Annotated in this window: 27 protein-coding genes; 5 read left to right on the forward strand and 22 right to left on the reverse strand. The window is 34.5% G+C overall.

The window, feature by feature from the left end:
• Positions 1-29 precede the first annotated feature (29 nt).
• Positions 30-1928, forward strand: coding sequence for an amidophosphoribosyltransferase (locus MODO_RS10475; protein ID WP_006259892.1), 1899 nt, complete (start codon positions 30-32; stop codon positions 1926-1928).
• Between the two features lie 103 nt (positions 1929-2031).
• Here the strand turns inward: MODO_RS10475 and MODO_RS10480 are convergent, their stop codons facing one another.
• From MODO_RS10480 to dinB, 10 genes are all read right to left on the reverse strand, one after another.
• Positions 2032-3432 (reverse strand): SLC13 family permease, encoded by a 1401-nt coding sequence (locus MODO_RS10480; RefSeq protein ID WP_006259893.1) that lies wholly within the window; start codon positions 3430-3432, stop codon positions 2032-2034.
• A gap of 169 nt (positions 3433-3601) precedes the next feature.
• Complete coding sequence (locus MODO_RS10485) at positions 3602-4252, reverse strand: HD domain-containing protein (protein WP_006259894.1); 651 nt, start codon at positions 4250-4252, stop codon at positions 3602-3604.
• A gap of 21 nt (positions 4253-4273) precedes the next feature.
• Positions 4274-5272 (reverse strand): acyl-ACP desaturase, encoded by a 999-nt coding sequence (locus MODO_RS10490; protein ID WP_006259895.1) that lies wholly within the window; start codon positions 5270-5272, stop codon positions 4274-4276.
• Between the two features lie 80 nt (positions 5273-5352).
• Complete coding sequence (locus MODO_RS10495) at positions 5353-6084, reverse strand: lysophospholipid acyltransferase family protein (RefSeq protein ID WP_006259896.1); 732 nt, start codon at positions 6082-6084, stop codon at positions 5353-5355.
• A gap of 212 nt (positions 6085-6296) precedes the next feature.
• Entirely contained in the window at positions 6297-6707 is a 411-nt protein-coding gene (locus MODO_RS10500) for a BrxA/BrxB family bacilliredoxin (RefSeq protein WP_006259897.1), read from the reverse strand.
• A 79-nt stretch (positions 6708-6786) separates the two neighbouring features.
• Positions 6787-7938: a PepSY-associated TM helix domain-containing protein gene (locus tag MODO_RS10505; RefSeq protein ID WP_172461570.1), complete on the reverse strand. Its 1152-nt coding sequence runs from the start codon at positions 7936-7938 to the stop codon at positions 6787-6789.
• 79 nt (positions 7939-8017) lie between these two features.
• Positions 8018-10417, reverse strand: a complete 2400-nt coding sequence (locus tag MODO_RS10510) for a TonB-dependent receptor (RefSeq protein WP_006259899.1) — start codon at positions 10415-10417, stop codon at positions 8018-8020.
• Positions 10418-10599: 182 nt separating this feature from the next.
• A complete protein-coding gene (locus MODO_RS10515) occupies positions 10600-10959 on the reverse strand; it encodes a YraN family protein (protein ID WP_006259900.1) in 360 nt (119 codons plus the stop codon).
• Position 10960: 1 nt separating this feature from the next.
• Positions 10961-11857 (reverse strand): S66 peptidase family protein, encoded by an 897-nt coding sequence (locus MODO_RS10520; protein ID WP_006259901.1) that lies wholly within the window; start codon positions 11855-11857, stop codon positions 10961-10963.
• Positions 11858-11920: 63 nt separating this feature from the next.
• Positions 11921-12991: a DNA polymerase IV gene (gene dinB, locus MODO_RS10525; protein WP_006259902.1), complete on the reverse strand. Its 1071-nt coding sequence runs from the start codon at positions 12989-12991 to the stop codon at positions 11921-11923.
• A 174-nt stretch (positions 12992-13165) separates the two neighbouring features.
• Here dinB and MODO_RS10530 point away from each other — a divergent pair, with 174 nt between their 5' ends.
• Positions 13166-15043, forward strand: coding sequence for a monovalent cation:proton antiporter-2 (CPA2) family protein (locus tag MODO_RS10530; protein WP_006259903.1), 1878 nt, complete (start codon positions 13166-13168; stop codon positions 15041-15043).
• A 55-nt stretch (positions 15044-15098) separates the two neighbouring features.
• On the opposite strand, the gene MODO_RS10535 is transcribed toward MODO_RS10530, so the two are convergent.
• Positions 15099-17171, reverse strand: a complete 2073-nt coding sequence (locus MODO_RS10535; RefSeq protein WP_006259904.1) for a site-specific recombinase — start codon at positions 17169-17171, stop codon at positions 15099-15101.
• Positions 17172-17268: 97 nt separating this feature from the next.
• On the opposite strand from MODO_RS10535, the gene MODO_RS10540 reads away from it, so the two are divergent.
• A complete protein-coding gene (locus MODO_RS10540) occupies positions 17269-17736 on the forward strand; it encodes a CYTH domain-containing protein (RefSeq protein WP_006259905.1) in 468 nt (155 codons plus the stop codon).
• A 2-nt stretch (positions 17737-17738) separates the two neighbouring features.
• On the opposite strand, the gene MODO_RS10545 is transcribed toward MODO_RS10540, so the two are convergent.
• The 3 genes from MODO_RS10545 to MODO_RS10555 form a co-directional block, all read right to left on the reverse strand.
• Positions 17739-18140, reverse strand: coding sequence for a septal ring lytic transglycosylase RlpA family protein (locus MODO_RS10545; protein WP_006259906.1), 402 nt, complete (start codon positions 18138-18140; stop codon positions 17739-17741).
• Positions 18124-18624 (reverse strand): septal ring lytic transglycosylase RlpA family protein, encoded by a 501-nt coding sequence (locus MODO_RS10550; RefSeq protein WP_006259907.1) that lies wholly within the window; start codon positions 18622-18624, stop codon positions 18124-18126. Before MODO_RS10550 ends, MODO_RS10545 begins: the two co-directional genes overlap by 17 nt.
• 98 nt (positions 18625-18722) lie before the next feature.
• Positions 18723-19166 carry a hypothetical protein gene (locus tag MODO_RS10555; protein ID WP_006259908.1) on the reverse strand — a complete coding sequence of 148 codons (444 nt, stop codon included), beginning with the start codon at positions 19164-19166 and terminating at the stop codon, positions 18723-18725.
• Positions 19167-19662: 496 nt separating this feature from the next.
• On the opposite strand from MODO_RS10555, the gene MODO_RS10560 reads away from it, so the two are divergent.
• Positions 19663-20265 (forward strand): ATP-binding cassette domain-containing protein, encoded by a 603-nt coding sequence (locus MODO_RS10560; protein ID WP_080650513.1) that lies wholly within the window; start codon positions 19663-19665, stop codon positions 20263-20265.
• Between the two features lie 28 nt (positions 20266-20293).
• On the opposite strand, the gene MODO_RS10565 is transcribed toward MODO_RS10560, so the two are convergent.
• From MODO_RS10565 to MODO_RS10600, 8 genes are all read right to left on the reverse strand, one after another.
• Positions 20294-20899: a hypothetical protein gene (locus MODO_RS10565; protein WP_006259910.1), complete on the reverse strand. Its 606-nt coding sequence runs from the start codon at positions 20897-20899 to the stop codon at positions 20294-20296.
• 97 nt (positions 20900-20996) lie between these two features.
• Entirely contained in the window at positions 20997-21506 is a 510-nt protein-coding gene (locus tag MODO_RS10570) for a hypothetical protein (protein WP_016650236.1), read from the reverse strand.
• Between the two features lie 45 nt (positions 21507-21551).
• Positions 21552-22013, reverse strand: a complete 462-nt coding sequence (locus tag MODO_RS10575) for a CHAP domain-containing protein (RefSeq protein ID WP_006259912.1) — start codon at positions 22011-22013, stop codon at positions 21552-21554.
• Positions 22010-22360, reverse strand: coding sequence for a hypothetical protein (locus tag MODO_RS10580; RefSeq protein ID WP_006259913.1), 351 nt, complete (start codon positions 22358-22360; stop codon positions 22010-22012). The genes MODO_RS10575 and MODO_RS10580 overlap by 4 nt, the downstream gene beginning before the upstream one ends.
• Before the next feature lie 59 nt (positions 22361-22419).
• Positions 22420-22836, reverse strand: coding sequence for a hypothetical protein (locus MODO_RS10585; protein ID WP_006259914.1), 417 nt, complete (start codon positions 22834-22836; stop codon positions 22420-22422).
• A gap of 280 nt (positions 22837-23116) precedes the next feature.
• On the reverse strand, positions 23117-23569 hold the full coding sequence (locus tag MODO_RS10590) for a hypothetical protein (protein ID WP_006259915.1): 453 nt from the start codon (positions 23567-23569) through the stop codon (positions 23117-23119).
• A gap of 631 nt (positions 23570-24200) precedes the next feature.
• Positions 24201-24428: a hypothetical protein gene (locus MODO_RS10595; protein ID WP_006259916.1), complete on the reverse strand. Its 228-nt coding sequence runs from the start codon at positions 24426-24428 to the stop codon at positions 24201-24203.
• 70 nt (positions 24429-24498) lie between these two features.
• On the reverse strand, positions 24499-24771 hold the full coding sequence (locus tag MODO_RS10600) for a hypothetical protein (protein WP_006259917.1): 273 nt from the start codon (positions 24769-24771) through the stop codon (positions 24499-24501).
• 272 nt (positions 24772-25043) lie between these two features.
• Between MODO_RS10600 and MODO_RS10605 the strand changes: the two genes are divergently transcribed.
• The gene (locus tag MODO_RS10605) at positions 25044-25859 is read left to right on the forward strand and encodes an XRE family transcriptional regulator (RefSeq protein ID WP_006259918.1); all 816 of its coding nucleotides are present in this window, start codon (positions 25044-25046) and stop codon (positions 25857-25859) included.
• Positions 25860-25916: the final 57 nt, after the last annotated feature.

Raw genomic sequence — 25916 nt, forward strand, 5'->3', positions numbered from 1 at the left:
TTTTTATTCAACAACAACACACAACTAACATGAGCGACGCTTTAAAACACGAATGCGGTATAGCGGTTCTAAGACTAAAAAAACCGTTATCCTACTACAAAGAAAAGTATGGAAGTGCTTTCTACCCGATACAAAAGATGTATCTATTACTAGAAAAACAGCACAACCGAGGACAAGATGGAGCTGGACTAGCAAGTATTAAACTTGATATGGAACCTGGGGAGCGATACATTAGTCGTGTTCGTTCAAACAAAGCACAACCTATTCAGGATATCTTCATGCAGATCAATGAGCGTATCAATGAAGAGATGGAAGCACACCCTGAATACCAAAACAACGTAGATCTTCAGAAAAAACATATTCCTTATCTAGGAGAGGTTTTCTTAGGTCACGTAAGATATGGAACATTCGGAAAGAACAATATCGAGAGTGTTCACCCATTCTTGCGCCAGAATAACTGGATGCACAGAAACCTAATCGTAGCGGGTAACTTCAACCTGACTAACGTACGTGATTTATTCCAAGACTTAGTAGAACTAGGTCAGCATCCTAAAGAAATGTCTGATACCATTACAGTAATGGAGAAGATAGGACACTTCTTAGATGATGAAGTAAATGACTTATACTATAAAATAAAACAAGAAGGATATACTAAAAAGAAAGCTTCTCCACTAATCGGAGAACGTCTAGATGTAGCGCGTATCTTACGCCGTGCTTCTAAGAACTGGGATGGAGGTTTTGCGATGGCTGGTATGATCGGACATGGTGATACATTCGTATTACGTGACCCTGCTGGTATACGTCCTGCATTCTACTTCGAGAATGATGAGATCGTGGTAGTAGCTAGTGAAAGACCTGTGATACAGACTGCATTCAATGTACCTTTTGAAGAGATTAAAGAATTAGATCCTGGTAAGGCTATCATTATTCGCAAAGATGCTTCAGTAAAATTTGAACAAATCTTAGAGCCACTTCCTCTTAAAGCGTGTTCTTTTGAGAGAGTATATTTCTCTAGAGGAAATGATGCAGATATATACCAAGAGCGAAAAGATTTAGGTAAGCTAATCTTCCCTGAGGTATTAAAAGCGATAGGAGATGATACGGATAACTCTGTGTTCTCTTATATCCCGAATACTTCTGAGACGTCATTCTTCGGAATGGTAGAAGGAGCACAAGACTTCCTTAATCAACGTAAAATAAGTGATATTCTAAAGAATAAAGAAAACTTATCTGAAGCGAAGTTACAAGAGATCTTATCTGTAAAACTAAGAACAGAGAAAATCGCGGTAAAAGATGCTAAACTGAGAACATTCATCACAGATGACAGTAGTCGTGATGACTTAGTAGCTCACGTATACGATGTGACTTATGGTGTGATCAAACCTACTGATAACTTAGTGATCATCGATGATAGTATCGTACGTGGTACTACACTTAAAAAAAGCATTATCCGTATGCTGGATAGACTTAATCCTAAGCGTATCGTGGTGGTATCTGCTGCTCCACAGGTGAGATACCCTGACTGCTATGGTATCGATATGGCTAAGTTAGAGGGATTAATCGCTTTCCAAGCGGCTATAGAGTTACTAAAAGACCGCAACTTATATCATATCGTGGATGAAGTATATAAAAAGTCTAAAGCACAAGAGCACTTACAAGACAATGAAGTCATTAACTATGTAAAAGATATCTATGCGCCATTTACAGATGAAGAGATTTCTAATAAGATCGCTGTAATGGTGAAGGATGTGAACATAAAGCCTGAAGTTAAGATTGTATTCCAATCTGTAGAGAACTTACATATCGCTTGTCCTAAGAATTTAGGAGACTGGTACTTCACTGGTGAGTATCCTACTAAAGGAGGAAATAGAGTGGTAAATAGAGCTTTCATCAACTTCTACGAAGGAAGAGACGAAAAACCATACTAGGATATAAAATAAGGTATATCTCATCACGAGAGACTAAATAATAAATGGGCTGTTATCAAAAGATAACAGCCCATTTACTTTATATAGTATAACTTGTATTTAGTTATTGTAACCAAAAGAAATACGCGATAATAGCAATTAATACCGCACAGATAATATTCAATACAAAACCTGCTTTCATCATATCCTTCTGACGAATATCACCTGTACCAAATACAATGGCATTAGGTGGAGTAGCAACAGGCAACATAAAGGCACACGAAGCTCCTAGACCTATAATCATAGACAATCCTAATGGTGGTAAGCCTAACTGGTCTGATATCGTTATAAACAAAGGAACTAACAAAGCGGCACTAGCTGTATTAGAAGTAAACTCTGTCAAGAATACAATAAAGAACGATACTACTAGCCCAATAGTGAAATAACTACTATCCTTAATCACTGATACTAATAAGTCTGCTAAAACTTCACTTGCGCCAGAATCTCTAAGTACCATACTCAAAGTCAAACCTCCTCCAAATAAAAGAAGAACTCCCCAATCCACATTGTGCTGTAACTCTTTCCATCTAGAAACCTGACTCACACAGATCAGCATAAAAGCTCCTAAGGCAATAAAGGTATCAAAATTACTAAACTTACTTTCAAAGCCTACTAGGGAAGCTACTAGTGGATTTAACTGGTCACTAAAGATCCAGCATAGCGCTGTAGTAATAAATATAGCTAATGTCAACCATCTATCAGAAGTCATTGGGATTTTCTTTGTATTAGCTTTAAACTCAAAGTCTAGCTTAGGCTTGAACACAAAGTAAATCACCCCTATCATCAATGGTAATAATATCAAGACCATAGGAATCCCCATCTTCATCCACTCTGCAAAAGAAACATTTAACTGAGAAGCAACGATGGCATTAGGTGGACTACCTACTACTGTTCCCATCCCTCCGATACTAGCACTATATGCAATACCTAAGAGTACAAACACATAGGTACTTCTATACTTCTCTTTATCTAACTGACCTAATACTCCTATCACTAAAGGTAACATCATCGCTACTGTAGCAGTATTACTAATCCACATTGATAATACAGCTGTAGCTAAAAAGAGATAAAATACAGCATAAGACAACCTTCCTTTAGCGAGGTACATAATCTTATTGGCTATGATCATATCTAGTTTCTGTACATGCAGCGCTCCTGCTAATACAAAACCTCCTAAAAATAGAAATATAGTAGGGTCTGCAAAAGAGGCTAAAGCGGGCTTAGTATCCGTCAATCCAAGTCCTATGGCAAGCACAGGTACAAATACGGCTGTGGTGGTCACATGTATTGCTTCTGTCAACCATAACACAGCTACAAAGACTAAAAGAGCGAGTCCTTTATTCACTTGAGGTTCATAAGGTAAATAGTTGATAAGAAGTAATAAGGTAATAATATTAAAAAGAATAATAAGATAATTTCTCTTTGATTTTAGTGGTCGATTTTCATGCTCATAGTCTAAACGCATATTCAGTCGTGTTTAATAATTTTAACTAAAGTTAACAAAAAAATAAATTTACAATACCTATTGTTTCGAAAAATGCTTTATTATTTGATTTCTATCAGAAATAACCACTTTAGAAGGCATAAAAAAAGCCATTCATACGAATGGCTTATTCTTATTCTTATAAAACGTATTAAGCATTACCTTCCCACTCATCGTAGAACTGGCTAAGAAAAGACTCCATAAAGCGATGTCTTCCTTCTGCTAATTGTTTTCCTGTTTCGGTATTCATTAAATCCTTTAAACGAAGTAGTTTCTCATAGAAGTGATTAATCGTAGTTCCTACGTTCTTCTTATACTCTTCTTTAGACATTCCAATCTTAGGATCAATACTCGGGTCGTGAATCAAATTATTCTTATACCCTCCGTAATTAAATGTTCTAGCGATACCAATAGCACCGATAGCATCTAATCGATCTGCATCTTGTACAATGTCTAATTCTTTAGAACGAAAAGCTTGATTAAAGTTACCTCCTTTAAAAGATATATTTTCAATTCCTTTTACAACATGGTCAATAGCATCCTCATCATACCCTAAGTTTTCTAGTAATACTCTGGCTTTATTTGGGCCTACTGTTTCATCTCCATTGTGAAATTTACTATCTGCTATATCGTGCAGTAGGGCTATTAGTTTCACTATGTCTAGATTCACTTCTCCCTCTCCTTGTACGATGTTCATAGCATTCTTATAAACTCGTTCAATGTGGAACCAGTCGTGACCGCTCTCCGCTTGCTGTAACTCTTTCTTTACATAAAGGATGACTTGATCTATACGCTTGTCCATAACTATTGTATTGTGTATTTATTATTTAATAAGGGCTGGTTTAACCCACTTAAATATGTGTTCTTCTTTACCGATAGTCATACGGTCAGCTACTCTAGCCATACGCGCTGGCAACTTCATTAGATAATCTCTTGCTTTCTCTGCGTCATCAGTAAGATTATTCAACTCTGCTACTTGCCAACGGTCAATTAATTTCTGCATAATATCGATATAATCATGTGCTGTATAAACACCTATTCGCTGTGCAGAATCAGAGAACAGCTCAAAAGCATCCCCCATCTTACCTCCTGATTCACGAATTAGGTTAGCAGGCATCGTGATCTTTCTCTTCATCATATCTACAAATGCTAATAACATTTCGCTAGGATCTACTTTAAAGATACGGTCAACAAACTCACTATATGCATGGTGATGTCTCATCTCATCCCCTGCAATCAATCTACAGATCTTAGACAACTTATGGTCTCCATACTGCTTCGCTAATTTAGCTACACGATTATGAGAAATATAAGTCGCTAACTCTTGGAAACTCGTAAATACAAAGTTCTTATAAGGGTCTCTATCAGTACCTGGATCAAAACCATCATTAATCAAGTGATGAGTAGTAATCTCTATCTCTTTCATATCTACTCTACCAGATAAATATAGATACTTATTAAGAAGATCTCCGTGACGGTTCTCTTCACCAGTCCAGTGACGTAACCATTTAGCCCATCCATTACCACCTTCACCATCTTTTTGGTTCACTCCTTCTACATCCATCAACCATGATTCATACGTTGGCAATGCCTCTTCAGTGATTGTATCACCTACTAAAACAACCCAAAAATCATAAGGTAATTCTTTAGCGTATTCTCTTAATTCTTTTACCTCTTCCAAAAAGTTTTCACCTTCTGAGTCTGGTAATAAGTCTGATGGTTGCCATATTTTCTCTACGGGGATCAGATAACTTTCTACGAAGCTATCAATATTCTTTTCTAAGAATTGCATTACTTCTAGGCGAACATTCTTTATAGACATATTATTATGTTTATGTCTTTATACTACTCCTTGGTTTAGTTTGCTTGATAGTAGTAAAAGACTAGTTTATATTTAGAAACTTATTCTAGTTTTGATTTGATTTGTTCTTCACATCTCTTCATAATTTCCTCGAAAGAATACTCTTTCACAGCAAAAGGTTGATGAGCATATAAGCTTATTTTCGCTCCTAACCCATAAGGGAAGTTTCCGAAACGGAATATCTTCCAAGAATTATTAATGGTCAAAGGCACAACTAATGCATCAGGAGCAAACTTACAAAGCATTTTAACTCCATTCTCAGAGAACCTCTTCAACTTACCGTCTCTACTACGTGTCCCTTCTGGGAAGATTACTGCAGATCGGTTATGCTTAGTAATATACTGTCCTAATCCTTTAATAGCACTTAGCGCCTGCTTAGCATCCTTACGGTCTATTAATACAGAGCCTCCATGGTTAAGATTATAGGACACACTAGGGAACCCTTTTCCTAGTTCTTTTTTGCTGACAAACTTTGGGTGATTCTTTCTAAAAAACCAAATAATCATCGGAATATCAAACATACTCTGGTGATTAGATACAAATATGATCGGACGATCTGTAGGAAGCTCCTCTTCTTGACGGAACTTATAACTCGTACCAAGGATTCCTGTACAGGCCATTAGCCACCATACAAGTCCATTAACAGTAATGTTATGAGCTTTATATCCAAACAAGTTAAATGCAATCCACTGTAAGGCGTGAAATACACATAATACTATTAGCATAATAATCACAAATAGTATGGATATAGGGTAGGATATTATTTTTTGCATTAATCGATTAGTTTATCGCAAATATACACTTAAACATATATACAACAATAAACATACTTCGCAAATTAACGCTTATCTAAGTCACTATGTTTGTGAAATTACATAAAAAGTATCTGCTTAAAAAATATTTATAAACAAATTAACTAGAATCGATTAACGTACTAATAACGAAGATAGAATAAAAAAAGACCACCGTTTAGTGGTCTTCTTTCTTAACAAAATTCTTTATAAGCATCCATTAAGTTCTCTGCTATAGCATCAGCAGTATTTCCTTCAATGTGATGTCTTTCTAACATGTGAACTAATTCACCATTTTTAAACAAAGCCATAGAAGGAGATGACGGAGGGAATGGGAACATGTGCTGACGAGCAACATCTACTGCCTCTTTATCTACTCCTGCGAATACAGTGATTACATTAGTAGGTTTTTTCTCTCCTCCTAAACTCATTACTGCTGCTGGACGTGCATTACGCGCAGCACATCCACATACTGAGTTTACAACTACTAGTGTAGTTCCTTCTTTTTGTAAAGCTGCTTCTACATCAGCTCCTGTATGTAATGATTCAAATCCTGCATCAACTAATTCTTGACGCATCGGTTTTACTATTTCTTCTGGATACATAATATAAATCTAAAATTAGGTTATTAAGCAAAGTTACATTTTTTATTAAACATAAAAACATCTGAATTATAAAGAAATGTTATACTTTATTAGAAGTCCCCTTCTTCATCTTATTTATCCAGATAAAAATACCTGTTATCGGCAAACTTGTAGCTATCAAACAGACAATGAAGTAAATAACTTTAGAAAACATTCCATAGATATCTCCAAAGTGTAAAGCGCGAATAGAACTAGCTACCTTCTCTCCTACACTCTTATCACTAAACATATCTTGTCTAATAATATCACCAGAATATTGATCTATAAACACTCTGTCAGTCACAGTTTCGTTAAAACGTGCTGCTTCATTTTTACTGACTTCAAAAGATCCTGTATCTCCTTTTGGGAATGATACTGTCATCGTTCTATATTCATATGAAATGGTTTGATTAGCTCGTTGGATAACGTCTGACAAATCTAAGGTCTTAGCTCCTTCTATCAAAGTAGATTCTGGTTTGGCCTCATTGCGTCCACCGAATACCTTTGCTCCTAAAACAGAACTTAAACCATCCTTATACCATTCAAAAGACCAACACAATCCTGTCAAAGACATAATCAAAACAATAATAAGAGTATAAAAACCTAATGTATTGTGTAAGTCGTGATTAATACGTTTCCAATTTGCATTAAACTTAATTTTAAAACCTGGCTTTATACTCTTCCAACCTTTTATCTTTTTAGGGAACCATAGTATCAGACCTGATATAGAAAGAAAAACAAAAATAATAGTCGCTATCCCTACAATAGGTCTTCCTATTTTCATATCTAATAATAACCATCTATGTAGCTTAAATACAGTCATAAAAAACTCATCTGCAGGACCTCTACCTGCTCCTACTATTTCATTAGTATAAGGGTTGAGATAAACGGTTTCGTTCTTCTTATCCTTGTCTTTAAATCCTACAGAAAAAACATAAGGAGCATCCTTCTTATGGTTTATACTTACACGTTGTACTTTTCCTTGGTAAGTAGATTCAACAAAAGCCTTCATGGCATCTATAGGTATTACCTCACTCTTAACAACTGTCAGCTTATACATATCTGGTGCTAGCATTTGCTGAATCTCACTTTTAAAAGTATAGATTGTTCCTGTTAGACACACAACAAATAATATTAATGAACTGGCTATACCTAACCATAAATGTAAATCGTTCATTAATTTTCGAAAGGCATTCTTCTTTTTTGTCTTCATAAAAAGGTCTATAATCACAAAACACGACTCTACTCTGCGAGTAAAGTCGTGTTTTTATTTACTAATTCAATTGTTTTAATTAGAATCTATAAGTTAACTGAGCTGCAAAATTTCTAGGTGCAATCTCATTGATGTATCCTCCTCTATAATATGAAGTATAACCTCTATTATCAAAAATATTATTTGCGAATACTCTTAAAGTAGCATTTTTAAATGAGTAAGAAACTTGTGCATTGATTGTAGTATAATCAGGCATATCAAACGGTTCTACTCCTGCCATCGTTCCATGAGCCGCGTTAGGTGTTAAACTGTACTCATTAACTGGTCTCTTTCCTACAAAATAAGCTCCTGCTCCAACTGTTAATCCTTTCCACGATCCATCAAATTGGTAATTCACCCATCCATTAGCTGTATGTTTTGGTGCGTTCATCGGTGCTGAACCTTCATAATAAACAGGGCTATCTTTATATTGTGCATCTAGATAAGCATATCCCATCATTACTTGCAAGTTATTTGTAATCTTACCTGTCAAATCAATTTCAACTCCTTGACGATTTAAATTACCTGCTTTTTCGTAAATACCAGTAACAGCATTACCACTAGCATCATAAACTTGAGCTAATAAATTGCTGTTTTTAGCATTAAAGTATGTTACATTGAACAATAATTGTTCATTAAACCAACTTGTTTTAACTCCTGTTTCAAACTGTTTAGTATCTTGTGGACCACCAACACCACCACTAGCTAATTGATTGTTAGATTGTCTTAAACTTGTTGTAGTTGTATAAGATCCAAATACATTAATATTTTTAGTTGGCGAAACAATCAATCCAAAGATTGGATTCCATCTATCTACAGTAGCATTCTCAGTATTATTTCCATTTAGTCTACTATAGCGAACTCCTAATAAAGCACGTACATATTCTCCTACTTGGATATAATCTTGTGCCATAAAACCAATAGTAGGTGTAGTTATAACAGTTTCTTCTTTATGACCGAAAGTCACTCCATCAGGGCGATCATTAGACCAATCTCCTAAAACGTAAATTGTGTCAATGAAATCTCCTCTACCTAGTTTCTTATTATTAAAATAAGTATCATAACTATTTGAAGTAACTGTAGTTTGTCTAAAGTCAAAACCTACTTGGAAAGTGTGTTTTAATCCTCCTGTATTAAAGTCTTTACCTACTAAGTCAATTTGAACAACACTATTTTCGTCTTTTGTATTAGACTTAGACATTGATCTATTTAAATAATCATATCCAAGTTTTTTATTTTTACTAACACCAATATTTTCTTGATCATTTCTATTTACAGCAGTCACTGCAGAAACTCTTAAGCTTAACTTATCCGTTAACTCTCTTTCTACTCTTAAAGCATAAGAAAGAATATTTGTTTTTAGGTAATTATCCTTATAACCTAAGAACTTATTATGTGGCATATCATAAAGCTTATTCACATTATCAGGCCCTAAGTTAGTAGTACCTAAATCTGGTACTGCATTAGATTCCAAATAATCTAACTCAGCTGTAACTGTTGTTTTTTCATCTGGTTTATAAGTAATCGAAGGATTTAAATAATATTTATCATTTCCAGTATATGCTCTAAAGCCATCATTTCTTTCATAAGCACCATTAAAACGGAATGATACCGTTTCTTTCTTATCTAGTACCTGTTCGAAATCAACTGTAGGACGTACCTGCCCGTAACTACCAGCTCTAAAACCTATTTCTCTTTTATTTTTAAAGTTAGGAGTTTTAGTAACTACATTTATTACCCCTCCAGCTGCACCTAATCCATTACCAATACCTTGGTTGATAGCTGCAGATCCTTTGATAACTTGTACACTTTCTATTCCCTGCATATCCACAATTCCTGCAGCTGTTCTAAAATCAGAATCTAAAGCAACCCCATTCTTTAATATTGGTGTTCCTCTAAATCCACGAATAGACATACTTTCTTTCACACCTCCATAGCTAGAAAACTGAGTAACACCAGCTACGTTACGTGCCGCTTCTGTCACAGTCAAAGCTCCTTGTTCTTCAATAATAGCGTCAGAAACAATAGAAATATTTTGCACTTGATCTTGTATACCTAAAGGTAATCTTGTTAAGTTTTGAAGTTTCTTTACGTTTTTATTACTCTTCCCATAAACTGTAATATTAGAAAGAGAATTATCCACTTGTTTTAATACAAAGTTTGTTACCTCAGCATCTTTATCAACATTTAATGTTTTAGATACATTGCCAAATCCAATAAAACTAGCTCTTAGCGTTTGTTTTCCTCTCTTAAGATTATTGAAAACAAACTCTCCGTTATTATCCGTTTGAGTAGCAACATTTAATTCAACGATTTCAACTGTTGCAAAAGGAATAGGTTTGTTAGATTCATCAACTATACGTCCTTTTACCGTAGAGTTTTGAGCGATACCTACTACTACCCCAAAAATAGTAAGTACCAAAGTATTGAATAATTTCATACTATGATATATTATTTAGACTCATTTAATGAGTGCAAAAATAAATTGATTCTAAATAAGAAACAAACCTTATTAAGACTTTTTTTAAATAACTATATACCAAAAGAGTATACTCCTTACAAAATCTACATTTCAGCCTTCTAGAATCAGGCATTTTTTAGAGAATTATAATCATCCTCTATTTAGAAGAAATAAAAAGCATCCTCTATATGTTCGATATCAAAAGTTTCTCCTTTCTTATAAATACCAATAATATCAAAACGAACTTCTTCTTCTCTTTCAAATTCGGTAATAAACAGATTAGCAGCTTTAATCAGTAATTTTATCTTCCGACTATTTACAAAATCTTGAGGCAAACCAAAATCAAGAGAGCTTCTTGTCTTGACTTCAACAAAAACAAGGATATTATCTTTTAAAGCAACAATATCTAACTCTGTTTTCTCAGCAAAATAATTTCTAGTGAGAATCTCATACCCTCTTTTAATCAAATAATCAGTGGCTGCATTCTCTCCTTCTTTACCTACCTCATGATGTTTAGCCATTTTATATAAACTTTAATTGTACTTTATCTGAATCGACTTTTAAGTGAACTTGACTACCTAGATTCAATGCTAAATTACTAACCCCATGCCCTGCAGGAAAATTAAAAACAATAGGATAATCATACTCTGCTGTTATAGACAGTATAATTTGCTTTGCATCATAACCAAAAGGTATTGCGTTATCATGCATATCTGTCATGCCTCCAACAACTAAACCAACCAAACCTTCTAACATGCCATTTCGCTTTAGATTATGCATCATACGGTCAATATGATATAAATATTCATCTAAATCTTCTATGAAAAGTACTTTCCCTTTTGTATCAACTGAAGACTTAGAGCCTAAAAGACTATATAATATAGATAAGTTGCCTCCAACTAACTGCCCCTTTGCAGTACCAAGTCTATTGCTATTATCACTTTCTATTTCGTAAGCAAGCCCTTCACCAAATAAGCTTTTATATAACGAATCTCTTGACTCTACTAAAGACTTCTCTACACTAAAAGCCATAAGTCCATGTATAGTCTCTACTCCTAGATTATGAATATGGCTATGTAATACTGTAACATCACTAAAGCCTATTACCCATTTCGGATTGTCAACAAAACCACTAAAGTCAATATCATCAATAATACGCACTGTACCGTATCCACCTCTAGCACACCATATCGCTTTTATATTAGGATCTTTTAGTTGTTTTGTAAAATCACTCGCTCTTTGTTGATCTGTTCCTCCTAGTTGATAATTATCTAAACCAATAGTATCTCCTAATACTACTTCGAGTCCCCATGATTCTAACAGAGCGATTGCTTGCTTCGCTTCTTCATGACTAAACTTTCTAGCAGTACACACAATAGCTACTTTATCTCCTTTCTTTAAATATGCTGGTTTTATCATTCTTTAAACACATTAAAATTACAATCTTCAAAATACTAAAGTACCTCTCAGATTTATACAAAATTAAAAATCAAAACTTAATTGTACTGCTATAGGCTTCTTCTTTTCATCTGTATTAAGATTAGAAAGCGACACACCTATTAATCGGACAGAATCCTTTAGTTTTTCTTGATATAATAACACCTTTGCTAAATCAAGAATAATCTCTTTATCTGATACAAAATAAGGAACAGTAGTACTACGTGTTTGTTGTACAAAATCAGAGTACTTAATCTTCAATGTAATAGTCTTTCCTCCTAAGCTTTGTTTCTTTAAACGCAAACTTAGTTCTTCTACTAACATGTCAAGCTTTGTCTCAATAAAGACCTCTGAAGAAAGATTCTCATCGAACGTCCGTTCTGTACCTACTGATTTTATAGTTCGATTAGGTCTTACAGGAGAATTGCTAAGACCTCTTACAATATCATAATATATTTGTCCTGCCTTTCCGAAATGCTCTGTTAAAAACTCTACTGATTTTGCTTTTAAATCTTTACCTGTGAATATTCCCAAATGATACATTCTATCCGCAGTCTTTTTTCCAATCCCAAAGAACTTCTTTATTTCTAGTTCTTCTAAGAAATTAATCACCTCATCAGGTTCTATCGTTTTCTGTCCATTAGGCTTATTGTAATCACTTGCTATTTTTGCCAAAAACTTATTAATCGAAATACCAGCTGAAGCTGTTAAGCCTGTTCGCTCTAATATCTTCATCCTAATCTCATGGGCTATCAACGTAGCACTGGGACATCCTATCTTATTCTCTGTTACATCTAAGAATGCTTCATCTAATGCTAATGGTTCTACTAGGTCAGTATATTCATAAAAAACAGATCGAATAATACGAGACACCTCTTTATATCTTTCAAATCGAGGTTTAACAAAAATAAGGTGAGGACAATTCTTCTTTGCCATCATCGCACTCATTGCACTACGTACTCCATACTTCCTAGCTTCATAACTAGCTGCCGCGATAACACCTCTCTCTTCACTACCTCCCACAGCTAGCGCCTTCCCCCTTAGTTCAGGAAAGTCTAATTGCTCTACAGAAGCGTAGAAAGCATCCATATCGACATGTATAATCTTACGATTCATCTAATCAACTAATTATCTATTCAGACCTAAAAAACATCTTGTACAAAAATAATCTTCTTTTTTTTAAATATATTCTTAATAATCCTATTCTCTTTTTTTAATTTTGTAAGAACTATGAAAACATATAATGATAATTACATCATTATTGATTAACTAAAAAAATAGCTATACGTAATGAATGATTTTTTGGCACAAGCATTTGTCTTTCTATTTGCAGCTGTTGTATGCGTTCTAATTTCTAAGAAATTAGGAATGGGGTCTGTATTAGGATACCTTTTTGCAGGTGTACTTATTGGTCCTTTTGTACTAAAGTTTGTTGGAAATGACAGTGCTGACATCATGCATGCTACCGAATTCGGTGTTGTGATGATGCTGTTCCTTGTGGGGTTAGAACTAGACCCCAAAGAGTTTTGGAAAATTAAGAATGAGATTATTGGACTTGGTACCGCCCAGGCAGTAGGAACTACTGCTATCGTGGCAGCCATTGCCCATTGGGGGGTTGGTTTAAGTATCGGAACCTCTTTGACTATGGGGTTTGTAATCACCATGTCTTCTACGGCGATTATCTTACAGACTATATCTGAGCGGGGATTAAACCAATCCAATGCAGGTAAATCAAGTTTTGCCGTACTTCTCTTCCAAGATATTATGGTTATCCCGATGATGGCTATTATCCCACTATTAGCCGTTTCGACTAAGACACCAATTTCTACAGAGGCAAATAGCTGGTTAGATGGAGCCCCTGTTTTTATGAAAACACTAGCTATTCTTGGAGCTATATCTATTATCTTCTTAGTAGGTAATTATATTGTAAACCCTCTATTTAAATCAGTAGGTCGTTTACAGATTAGAGAAATTTATACTGCTTCAGCTTTGTTACTAGTGATTGGAGTATCACTATTAATGCAGATGGTAGGTTTATCACCAGCTCTAGGAGCCTTTATCGCAGGGGTAGTATTAGCGAATAATCCATATAAGCATCAGCTAGAAAGTGATATAGAACCCTTTAAAGCACTCCTCTTAGGAATTTTCTTTATTGCAGTAGGTTCTACTATCAACTTCCAGATTATTATCAATGAACCACTTATTATAGCTAGCTTACTAGTAGGTACTATGGCAATTAAAACTATTGTTTTACTAGCTATTGGAAAGTGGAAGAAGTTCCCAAAAGATCAGAACTTCTTATTTGCTATCTTACTATCACAAGTTGGAGAGTTCGCTTTCGTTATCTTAGCATTAGGTAAAACGATTAATCTAATCAACCAACAGTGGTATGATTACTTACTAGCTACGACAGCACTGTCTATGGTAGTGACGCCTATCTTGTTACTTCTTAATGAGAAATGGATTGCTCCTTACTTAGGATTAAGCCCTTCTACTACAGACAAACAAGAATATGACGATCTATCACATATTACTGCTGAAAAGAAAATTGTAATTGCAGGGTTCGGAGACTTTGGTAATACTATTGGGCGGCTATTGCAAGCCAATGATGTACCTACACTAGTTCTTGATAATGACGCAGAACGTGTAGACCATTTGCGCAAATTAGGCTTTAATGTTTATTATGGAGATGCTACTTCTATTAATATACTTAAATCTATTGGTGTGGATCAAGCCGATTACGTTATTGCAGCAATGGATCCTCCTGAACTAAATCAACAACTAGTAGCTGTACTTCGTAAGAACTTCCCTAATGTAGAAGTTATTGTAAGAGCGAAGAACCGTAAGAATGCTTATGAATACTTACAGGATGGTCTTACAGAAGTATATAGGGAGACTTTCTTCTCTGCTGTCTATGTAGGAGGTGTTATGTTAGAGAAACTTGGTTTCAGTCATGAAGAGGCAAATATGCAAAGTGAGCTCTTTATCAAAAGCGATAGAGCATCACTTAGAAAGCTAGCCAAAAACATACATAATTTAGAAGATTACATCAATGTCTCTCGATTAGAATTTGCAGAACAATCAGAAATGTTGAAAACTAGTTTAAAGAATACTCGAAGTCATCAAAGTCAATCTAAAACAGGAACTGATTCTAACGACATCAATTAATCAAAGAGGGGGCTATTACACGTGTAATAGCCCCTCTTATTTTATATACAAATAATTACTTTGTTTTATCTTCTTTCTTATCCCCTGTTTGCTGTGCAGATTTATCTACGATTACACTTGATGTAGGTAAAAAGAACTCCATCGGAAAACTCTTAAAATGTCTCCAAGTTGCTTTGATCAAGTCCTTAGTTTCCTTAAGAGGTATGTTACGAGATCTGAATGCTAAGAATAGAGATAAAGAGAAACTCACTAAGAAGTTCATTAATCCGATCAACCACATTCCTACAAAAGCCCAGATAAGCATATTTACAGGAGCATTAAAGCCTGATCCATACCATCCTAAAGCAATGTTACCACTTACGAATGTTATGTGGCGTATATCAATACCTAAACCTATAAACGCTCCTATCGTACCACAAGTACCCATAAAAATACCAAACCAAACATTCGAAATAATACCAGGCCATTTTGTATCTACCCAGTTTGCCAATTTCGTTGTACTAGCTACACCGATATTTCTTTTTAGCCATGGGTGCTCTTGAATTCTATAAAACACTTTATTGTGCTTATTTCTATTCGATACATTACCAGAGATAATCCCTGACATAAATAAGAACACTCCTGCTATTCCAGCATGAAATAAAGCACGTGACTCAATAGGGTCTGCATCTATTAACATTTTGTCCCAGCCATGAGAAGTGATATTTACACCAAACAACTGGTCTATTCCCCAGATCAACAAAAGTGCCACTGGGAAAGCTAGAATCACGTTACCAATGAAAGCAATAAACTGTGATCTAAACAATCTCGCGAATAGCTTAGCAAAACCAATATGCTTATCTACACTGTCTATATGTTGTTTTCTTCCATTCTCAATAGCTGTAATAATCGTAGCTGCAGTCATCGCAGGCTGTTTGGTAGCTAAAGTAAAACCTAATAAATAAATCAAACAGAAACCTAACGCATAGTTTAAACTATACAACATTGCTTCTCCGAAATTACTTACATCTGCTTCATGCGCAAAAACTTTTAAAATACACATAAAACCAACCACAATACCTGCTCCCATAGAACCGCGGAACATATGCCAGTATTCTTTACCTGTATTCGTGATATAATGTTCTCCTGTTTTAGCAGTATGTTGTGTAATCTCATAAGAGATCAACTGTGTACTCTCTTTGACTAGTCCTGTCACATTATACTTATAACAGTTATATTCTATCAGCTTACGAGCTAGTGTTATGGAATTTTGTTGTCTTTCTAATATTGTACCTTCTTTTACTACCAAGATAGAGATAAGAATATACACCCTAGCCAGCTGTTGTCTCAGTCTAAGTAAACTTTGGTTTACTTTCATAGAGATACCATACTTCGAACTATTCTTGAAGGCTTGATTTACAAATTCCTGACATTGCTTATGCAATACTACGATTTGCTTATAGTTAATATCATGCTCCAATAAGAACTTCATTTCTCCTTTATGGAAACTCTGTAATACGATAGAAAACTCTTGTTCCAAAGCTCTAAAAGGGCTTTCTAAATGAGAATACTCTGGTACCATATTGATAATCGAGCTCTCCATCGCTCTACCACTCATACGTTGAGTAATGATATCTATAGATGTCAACAGTTCATTAAGGACACCACCATCTTTCTCTTCAGTGAAGATAGTATTGAAGTTTAATAAGGTAAACAATTCTATTAACTGTTCTTCAGGGATCATATCTACCCATTCAGCATCAGTATGTTTATAGAACACCTGATTTAAAACGTATTCATACGTTTGTTTCTCTGGCTGATAAGGCAACACCTTGGCCCATAATCTCTTTTTAACCTCATCGAAGAAATCAGCATCTTGTAGTATACCAGCGTCTGATACCATACGACTAAAGTGTCGATTAGATAACAAGTCTTTTAAGTATTCCATTAAAGCAACTCTTTCTATCTCATGTGTTTTTAGATAAGCTAAGAGCGCATCAATAGATACTCTATTTATTTTTTTAGTATTCTTAGGTCTAAAAATATGCACTAAATCAACAATAAAAAGTAAATCCTCTGTAGCATAAACCTTCCCGTCAATAACATATTTATTAAATAATTCCTCTACCCCATGAGGTGAGCGCAACATATGTCGTAATTTCATTTGAAAAAAAATCTACTTTTAAATCGTTAGTAAAATAAAAACGTTTATTTTGGCATAAAATTACATTTTATTCTTAACAATCATGATCGAAATAGAAAGAAAATTTCTAGTCAACTCTCTAGAATTCATAGAGCAATCCTTTAAGTCGAATAAAATAACTCAAGGTTATCTAAACTCTCATCCAGAAAGAACTGTTCGAATCAGATTAAAAGACACTAATGCCTATATCACCATTAAAGGAAAGAGTAATGACGCAGGTACTTCTCGTCTAGAATGGGAAAAAGAAATAAACTATGATGAAGCAAATCAACTGATAGCATTATGTGAAGACTTTGTAATATCTAAAACGAGATATCTTATCCAAGTTGGTAAACACACTTACGAAGTGGATATCTTTCACGGAGATAATGAAGGTTTAATTCTTGCAGAAATAGAATTAACTGCTGAAAATGAACAATTCGATAAACCTATATGGTTAGGAGAGGAAGTGACAGGAGATCTAAAGTATTATAACTCTTATATCGCTAATCATCCTTATAAGAAATGGTAGTATTATTTAATGATTTTAATATCTACTTGTAATAATCCCTCGCCTTTGTGATCCGCTAGTTTCATGAAGGCTTTTTTAGATAGATCTATTTCGCGTCCTTTAACAAAAGGCCCTCTATCATTAATACGAACTTTTACAGATTTTTTATTACTTACGTTCGTAACTTTTACCTTCGTATTAAAAGGCAAGCTTTTATGTGCGGCTGTCATCCCCGAGTTGTGGAATTTTTCCCCACTTGCTGTACGCTTTCCATTAAACTTTTTGTGGTAATAAGAGGCCCTTACATTCGATTTATAATTACCTTTAGAAGTGTATTGTCCATTTTTTACAGAAGAACAACTTCCTAAAAACAGGGTTAATATGATTACAATAAAATAATATTTTATACTATAATTGCTCTTCATTTTCTCCTATAAACTTTTCTATTTTTACATCTAGAACACCTCGACCAACATTATCAGTTAATTCACCAAACGCTTTTTTAGAGATATCTATACTTCTACCTTTAACGAATGGTCCACGATCCGTAATAGTCAATATCACAAAGCGTTTATTCTTTAAGTTAGTCACTTTCACTTTTGTCCCAAACGGTAGTGTTTTATGGGCTGCAGTGTATTTCTGGTTGTCAAACACCTCTCCACTAGCAGTCTTTCTTCCAGTGAATTTATCGTGATAATAAGATGCTTGTGTATCATCATCTACTACGATAAAATCTTCTGTTTCTTCTTCTCCCATTACGATAGAATCGTTGTCTAACTCTAGAGAATCTGGAGTTACTTTTGTCAATGATGTTTTTACATTATTTTCTTTTACGATTCTTGTAGTCCCACCGAAACTCGATAAGAAAATTACAAAAGATATGGCTAGTAAATATTGATATGTTTTCATGTTTTATAAAATAGAACAGACGAATATTTGCAATAAGCATACCAATAAAAAAAGGACCTTCTTTCGAAGATCCTTTTTTACTCTATATTTTTATAAGCTTAAGCGAATAAACTTGGCATCCATACTTTCCATGGAAGTCTTGATAAAATCAACACTAATCCTAATGTATAGAAAATCGCAAATTTCTTAAACTTAGATTTACTATCTGTCGCTTTCTTGTGTTTAGACCATCCAATAGTAATTAATACTATCGCGATAATATTAATCAATGGGTGCTCTAAAGCATAAAGTCTTAGTGTAGAATCTTTCATTGCTACTCCAAATCCTTGAACCATTGGAGATACAAAATAAAGTACAAGACCTAATAATAACTGAATATGAGTGAATATCAATCCAAACAATCCTAATTTTCTGTCTTTGTCTTTAAACTCTTTGTTCCCTGATAATCCCATAAAAGCATTCACTGCTACTATAGCTAAGAAAATCAAGGCTAAATAAGCTACACCTGAGTGTGCCTCTTTAATAATAGTACCGAAATTCATATTGATGTTATTAGTTTAGAGGCAAATATACTTAAAACTATCGAATGCCAACGGACACAATGAAGTTTTACAATTAATTTACACTCTAACGAAAACATCATCTTTATTTATAAACATAACCTACTTGTTCTTCTAATCTAATAAATCAGTCTCTTCCTAAATTAAAATTATCTTAATTCCCTTCTAATAAATAAAAAGAGGTACATTACACCTTATTAATCTAACTACTATACATTTATGCATCCCAATATGATTATCCCTTGGAGAAACATACTATCTATACTCACCTTAAATATTATCCTAAGTATAGCGATGCGCAATGTTCTGTTTTTCTTTATCCCTATAATCACGTTAGGTCTATACAGTATCTACTTTCTGACCTTCAAGAAGAACGAACTATTCTATCACCGCAACAATCAAACACCGATTATAAAAACCTTACTCCTAACCGCTTTATGCTGTTTAGTCATCACATGTCTCATTCAATATTTATTACATGTCCTATAACCATACCCTACATATTGACAGCCTTAGCTACACGACTGATAGTAACCCAGTACTCAGGGGCATATACTTCTCTGCTTCCACAGGAGATATACTCAATATTCGTGGACGCAATGGCGCTGGTAAAAGTACATTAATGAAAATCTTATTCGGTAATACAAAACCTGATCACATCCATATCAAAGTGGATAATGAAATAATAACTAATCGCCATAAGCTTAATCAGTACTTCAGCTATAAACCACAATTCAATATCTTTCCTAAGCATCTTACAGTAAAAGATGTTGTGAAAGAAGACATGATTCGAAGCACATCCCTTCATCAATATTTAAATACTAAGATTAGTGACTTATCAACAGGTGAACAACAACTCATCCAGACGCTTTACATTCTAAACTTACCTCAGCCTATCTGTCTATTAGACGAACCCTTCGCTGGTATTTCTCCTCTGCTACAAGAGTTTATAGCAGACGCTATTAGAACTACTGCTAGACATAAAATCATCATCATCACAGACCATAATACAGATCTAGTCGACACTATCGCCACTAAATCACTACTTCTAGAGAACGGGGTATTAAAACCAATGCCCTAAGCGAACTTAGGGCATTGGTAAATCAGTTCTATTGAATCTTCTGTACTCCTAAGAAGCCTTCGTTAGAAACCATTAGTTTAAACTTCGTACCATCAGCACTAGTTAATACATTCAGTTCTAATGGTAACTCTCCAGACTCATCTGCTAAAACACCATTAATAGATCTTACTACATTTTTATCATCTAATGTAAGTCTCGCTCCTTGTAATGCAGAAACTTCTAAATTTAAGCTTCCTACACCATCTGAGGCAGTTGATATAATATTTAAAAAAGTATAATTACTTCCCATTAAGCCATAAGACACACTCCCTGTCTCTATTACATTTTCTTCAAACTTAAGAGCTTGTACAATATTACCGACTACCCTATCTGAAGTTATTGCAGTGCTAAAACTAATCGAATTATCTCCATCCTTCAACTCCTCTTCATGACTTATAACTCCAGGGGCACTAATCTGCCTATGTTTTGCATACTCACCTACCTGTTCATCTATCCCAAAGGTAGATACTATTTTTGTTTTATAATCTGATTCATTAAAAGACTCTTTTTTTAATATTTTAAAGTTCTCTCCTCCATATTCAACAATAGTTGATGTATCTCCTTTAATTTTTACTGGTTGTTCATTTGTTGACATAATTTTACTTTTTTTATTGGTTAATTAATTGATTTATACACATAGCCTCATATAACGCTCTATTCAACTATGTGCTATTTATTGATTGGTTAATATTTTATATTCTCGACTTAATGATAAAGCCTGTCATACCTAGAGCCACCAACAACATAAACCCTCTTCCCAGCCATATCTGTGTCTGTTGCCACCATGATAGACTCAGGGGTACAGCTACGGGTATTCTTGTCTCCACTACCTTTTGTTCTTTGATAAACTTATCCTTCCATTCGAAGAATAAGCGTTGAGCTTCTGACTCACAGTCCACGATTAGCTTATTATTTTGAAGCTGTACTTTTGGCGGTTGTAACACCTTGTTTTTACTGCGCTTTATATTCGCATCTTTCACAACTATTTTATTTCCTTGTACAGCTAATTCAGCCACATACTGACTCTTATCAGCAGGGATTATCAGTACTGTATCCCTCTTTACTTCTTCTACCGTTTGGGTTATCTGCTCAGTGGTGGTCGGTTGCATATTAATCGCTGTCTTGCGACTACCACAGCTCATCAATAGAAGTGCTAACAACAACACTACAAACACGAGCATATATCGATCATGCTTTTTCATATTCATATCATTTTTTGATTATGTGATTGGGTAGACTGTATAACGTCACGAGTTACTAAACACTCTAATAAATCCTTTATTGATTGTTTGGATATGACGCTTCTTCTCAGCCACGATATACCCTTCTCTACTTGCTTGGTCATTCGTATTCCCTTCTATAGTTGTGATGACATCACCATTCACAGCTATCACGATACCTGTATGACCTAATCCTTTCCCAAAGTCCATGATGAAGATATCTCCTACCTCAGGTTTCATAACACGAAGCTCTTTACTCGCATTCCATTGAGCTAAAACTCCTCCAGTTTTCTTTAAAGGATTTGACAGTTTATAATCAGTACACACCTCTTGTACACACCAGTACACAAAAGCCATACACCACGCATATCCCTCACCTAGTCCTACGCTGTTCAGATACTTTTTTACTCCAGGTCCTTTATTATTCTTGATAGGCCATTCCTGTACATGGAGTTGACTCTGAGCTTGTCTAACTAACTGTGTTCTCATTCTCTCTTGCCATTTAGCTGTTTATATTTCCTTAGTTCATCAATCAACTCCTTATTCTGTAGAGCCAATTTCTCTAATTTCTGTTCTAGATTGATGATTACCTTCTTAGCAGCAGTTAGCTCATCGATAGCCTCGCGATGCAGATTAGACGTTTTATAAAGCTCGTTGGTAGCTTCTTTTAATTTAATTCCTAAGTCATCTACTATATCTCTATAGTATTTTAGAGATTTCTCTACATTATCGAGCTCTGAGCTTTGTACCTCAGCTTTACTCTTACGTCTAGCCGCCCACCATGTCGCTAATGATGAAACGAAGCCCACTACCGTCGCTATTATTGTTTCATTCATTAGCACACTGGTTTTGGATTGGTTATACTTTACACAGTAAAATTAATTGACACACTATTTTATTCAACTCCCTTTTCATACTTTAAACGATTCACCAAAGAAATATTCTTCCCAACATATTTCTCAATATTAGGTATTCGCTCAAGTTCATTATTTATATCAAATGGATACTCTTGTGATAATCCATTTTCATAGACTACAATATAAAGTTCAGAGATAGTCTCTGGTATAGGCCCAGATGAACCAAGTACTCTTTCATCAATAATTTGAGTACCCATTTCTGAAATAGTCACCCCATTCTTTAATTGATAATTATAATAAATACCTTTACCTCCATGAAGTCTAACAAACTCCTGATACTTTTCTAATTTATCATCATAACTACCTGTATCACAACACAAGTCTTTATTGATATCTACTTTTACACTTACTAATGAATCTGCATTAGTACAATTTGTTTTTTGTTCTGTTGACATAGTTTTATTTTTTGATTGGTTAATAATTATTCTGTGATTTAAGCCACTGTTCAAAAACTGATTTATCTAGAATCATCAGTTACAATTCTTTTCATAAAGTGCAGATATACTTATCCTTGTCCACTGATTCACAGTAGATACACTTTACTAGTATTTATATTGGATTTTTAACATCTAGATGCTAGTACACATCTATTTAAAGATTTCTTTACACTGTCAACACTCTAAGCTTTATAACTAAATTTAGCTCTAACTCTTAGCATGTTCACTAATGGTAATATTAGATTTTTTCTCTATAACTTTCTTCCCATACAAAGATAGATTTCCCTATAAAATCTTCAATACTAGGAATTCTCTCTGTCTCATTATTTACACTAAAATCATAGATTTTATATTCTTGACTGTTTTCTTCATATACTTTTATATATCGTTTAGTTATTGTAATTAAACCTTCTTCATCTGGTCCATATGGGTCTGATCCTATACTTTCAATCACACCTAACTCTTTAAAAGTCACCCCATCACTCAACTGATAATTATAATAGATACCCTTTCCTCCGTGAAGTCGAATAAACTTCTGATATTTTCTAAACTCTTCTTGTGTAACGAAATCACCTGTTTGATTCCCTCCTCCACAGCATTGGTCTTTATTTACCTCTACTTTTGTAGTTACAACTACTATAGCATCATCTGATGTGCATACAGTCTCTTTTGTTTTCTGTTCTGTTGACATAATTTTATTTTTTTGATTGGTTAATATTTTTCTAAACAATAAAGACATAATTATCCTTGCTCGCTTTTTGACAGCAAGTACACTTTACTCTATTTTTATTGGATTATGAATACTGTGATGAGATTGCTCTCATCTGTAATTGAAAGAATATACTGATGGAAAGACATTGCACGTAGGCGCCAATTGTGCAAGTACTACTCCTATATTCCTAATTTTTACTTCTGCATTTCTACTCTACAAAGATCGCTCTTTTACTACCTTAACTCAACTTTCTGTTAAGTAACTGAACACTTCTGTTCAGTCTTTCGAAACACTCCTTATTGCTGTATTTCTACTCTATAAAGGTCGTTCTTTTACTACCTCAGCTCAACTTTCTGTTAAGTTACTGAACAACTCTGTTCAATCTTTCGAAACACTCTTTATTACTGCATTTCTACTCTACAAAGATCGCTCTTTTACTAACTCAGCTCAACTTTCTGTTAAGTAACTGAACAACTCTGTTCACTTCCTATAATCACTGTTGATAACCTGATTATTACGCTACAAAGATCTCACTTATCAACACCATAACCCATTTGTTGTCAAGAGACTGAACAACTCTATTCACATCTTATAAACACTGTTAATAACTCTAATCTAGGTCTTTCATGGTTGCCTCTATTTTTGCGAGTTCTTTATACACTGGCGTATTCAGCACTTCATATAGAGTCGTACGAGAGATAGGATACACAGGACAGATATATTTCTTCCACACCACTGTCACCGGGATGTCTTCTGTCTTGTATTGGTTATATAAATCCAAGATCAGTTTATATCTTCTCAACTTATTTAATTGACTACCTGCTACTCTTTTTGTCATAACTTTTATTTTTAATGATAAAACAACTTAATAATCGAAACTTTATTTATAATCACTTATTCCTTATCCACTACCTTCTATCTCTTAACCTAGCTATTTTTTCTTCCAACTCACTAGATATTTGATAAGGTTTTAGTTCTTCTTCTCCACCTACGCTTAGGTGATACCCTCTCTCTTGGTTTATACAGATACGCTCCCCTGAGGTAAAGTATCCAGTACCATTAGTTCTGTATAAGGCGCTGTATAGATACAGTTCACGCTCTATGCTTTGTTTCTCTTTTAAAGTCAGAATAGCTGGTTCTCCTGCTTCAAATACGGTTGATGTACTCATCACTGCTTTCATAACAATTTATTTTTGGTATTGATATATCGAACAAGACATACCCAAAATATAAACATCGTTCGTATTATAAAGGAGATTTTTACTGCTTATCTAGAATATCTTACTTGTATCTGTCGAAGTATTCTACCGCTATTATTTCAGTTTATCCCTTTAAAATTAGCTACCTATGCTTTTTTTGACTAATTTTGTTCCTATTACTTTTACAAATATACAAACAAAGTTTCGATTATAAAAACAATTAGAAACAAAGTTTTTTAAATATCATTACTATTATGGATAGAATTCAACGCGTAAACGATGCCATCAAGTGGATTTTCTTTGAGGGATTAGCGAAGAACCAAACAGATCTAGCACAAAAACTAGGGTATACTAAGTCTTCTTTCTCTCAGATAGTAAATGGACGTGTAAACATCAGCGATAACTTTATAGAGAATCTAACCAAATTTGCCCTAAGCTTGAGCAAACATTGGTTACTAACAGGAGAAGGAAGTATGTTATTAACATCACATACATCTCCAGCGATACAAGAACTAACTGGAGATACTCCTACTCAGGAGCTATATAACTTCGAAGCGACTAATATCACGAAGGATACTGTACCAGAGATTATGTATAATAACCACGGAAACAAGTTTACCTTCTACCCTGATGGGCGTATCTATATAGAGGTACTGAAGATCCCTTCATCAGCTCATGCTTCTTATATTACCTGCTATCAGGATGACGCACAGCTTATACAAGAGTTTGACACAGTACAGTTCAGAGTAGATAAGTTTGGGCTTGGTCATTACAAGGCCTTTGATGTAGTAGGAGACTCTATGAATGGAGGGAACATAGAAGATACCCCTGATGGAGCAGAAGTACTAGGACGTGAAGTAGGACGTCACCTATGGGAAGGCGGTTTTAGAAACACGACTTATGGGTTTATCGTCATCACTAAGGATGCTACCTTCTTAAAAGACATTACGAACTATGACGAGAAAAAAGGTGTCATCACCTTATCTAGCCGTAATAAAATATACGAACCATTTGAATACCCTATTAATAGCGTATACCAAATATTCCACGTGATTAAACGTATTTTCTAGATAGATACATTACATAAAATAATAAAGCCCAAGCTTAAAATTAGACTTGGGCTTTTT

This window comes from Myroides odoratimimus (genome assembly GCF_001485415.1).
GTDB classification, from domain to species: Bacteria; Bacteroidota; Bacteroidia; order Flavobacteriales; family Flavobacteriaceae; genus Flavobacterium; species Flavobacterium odoratimimum.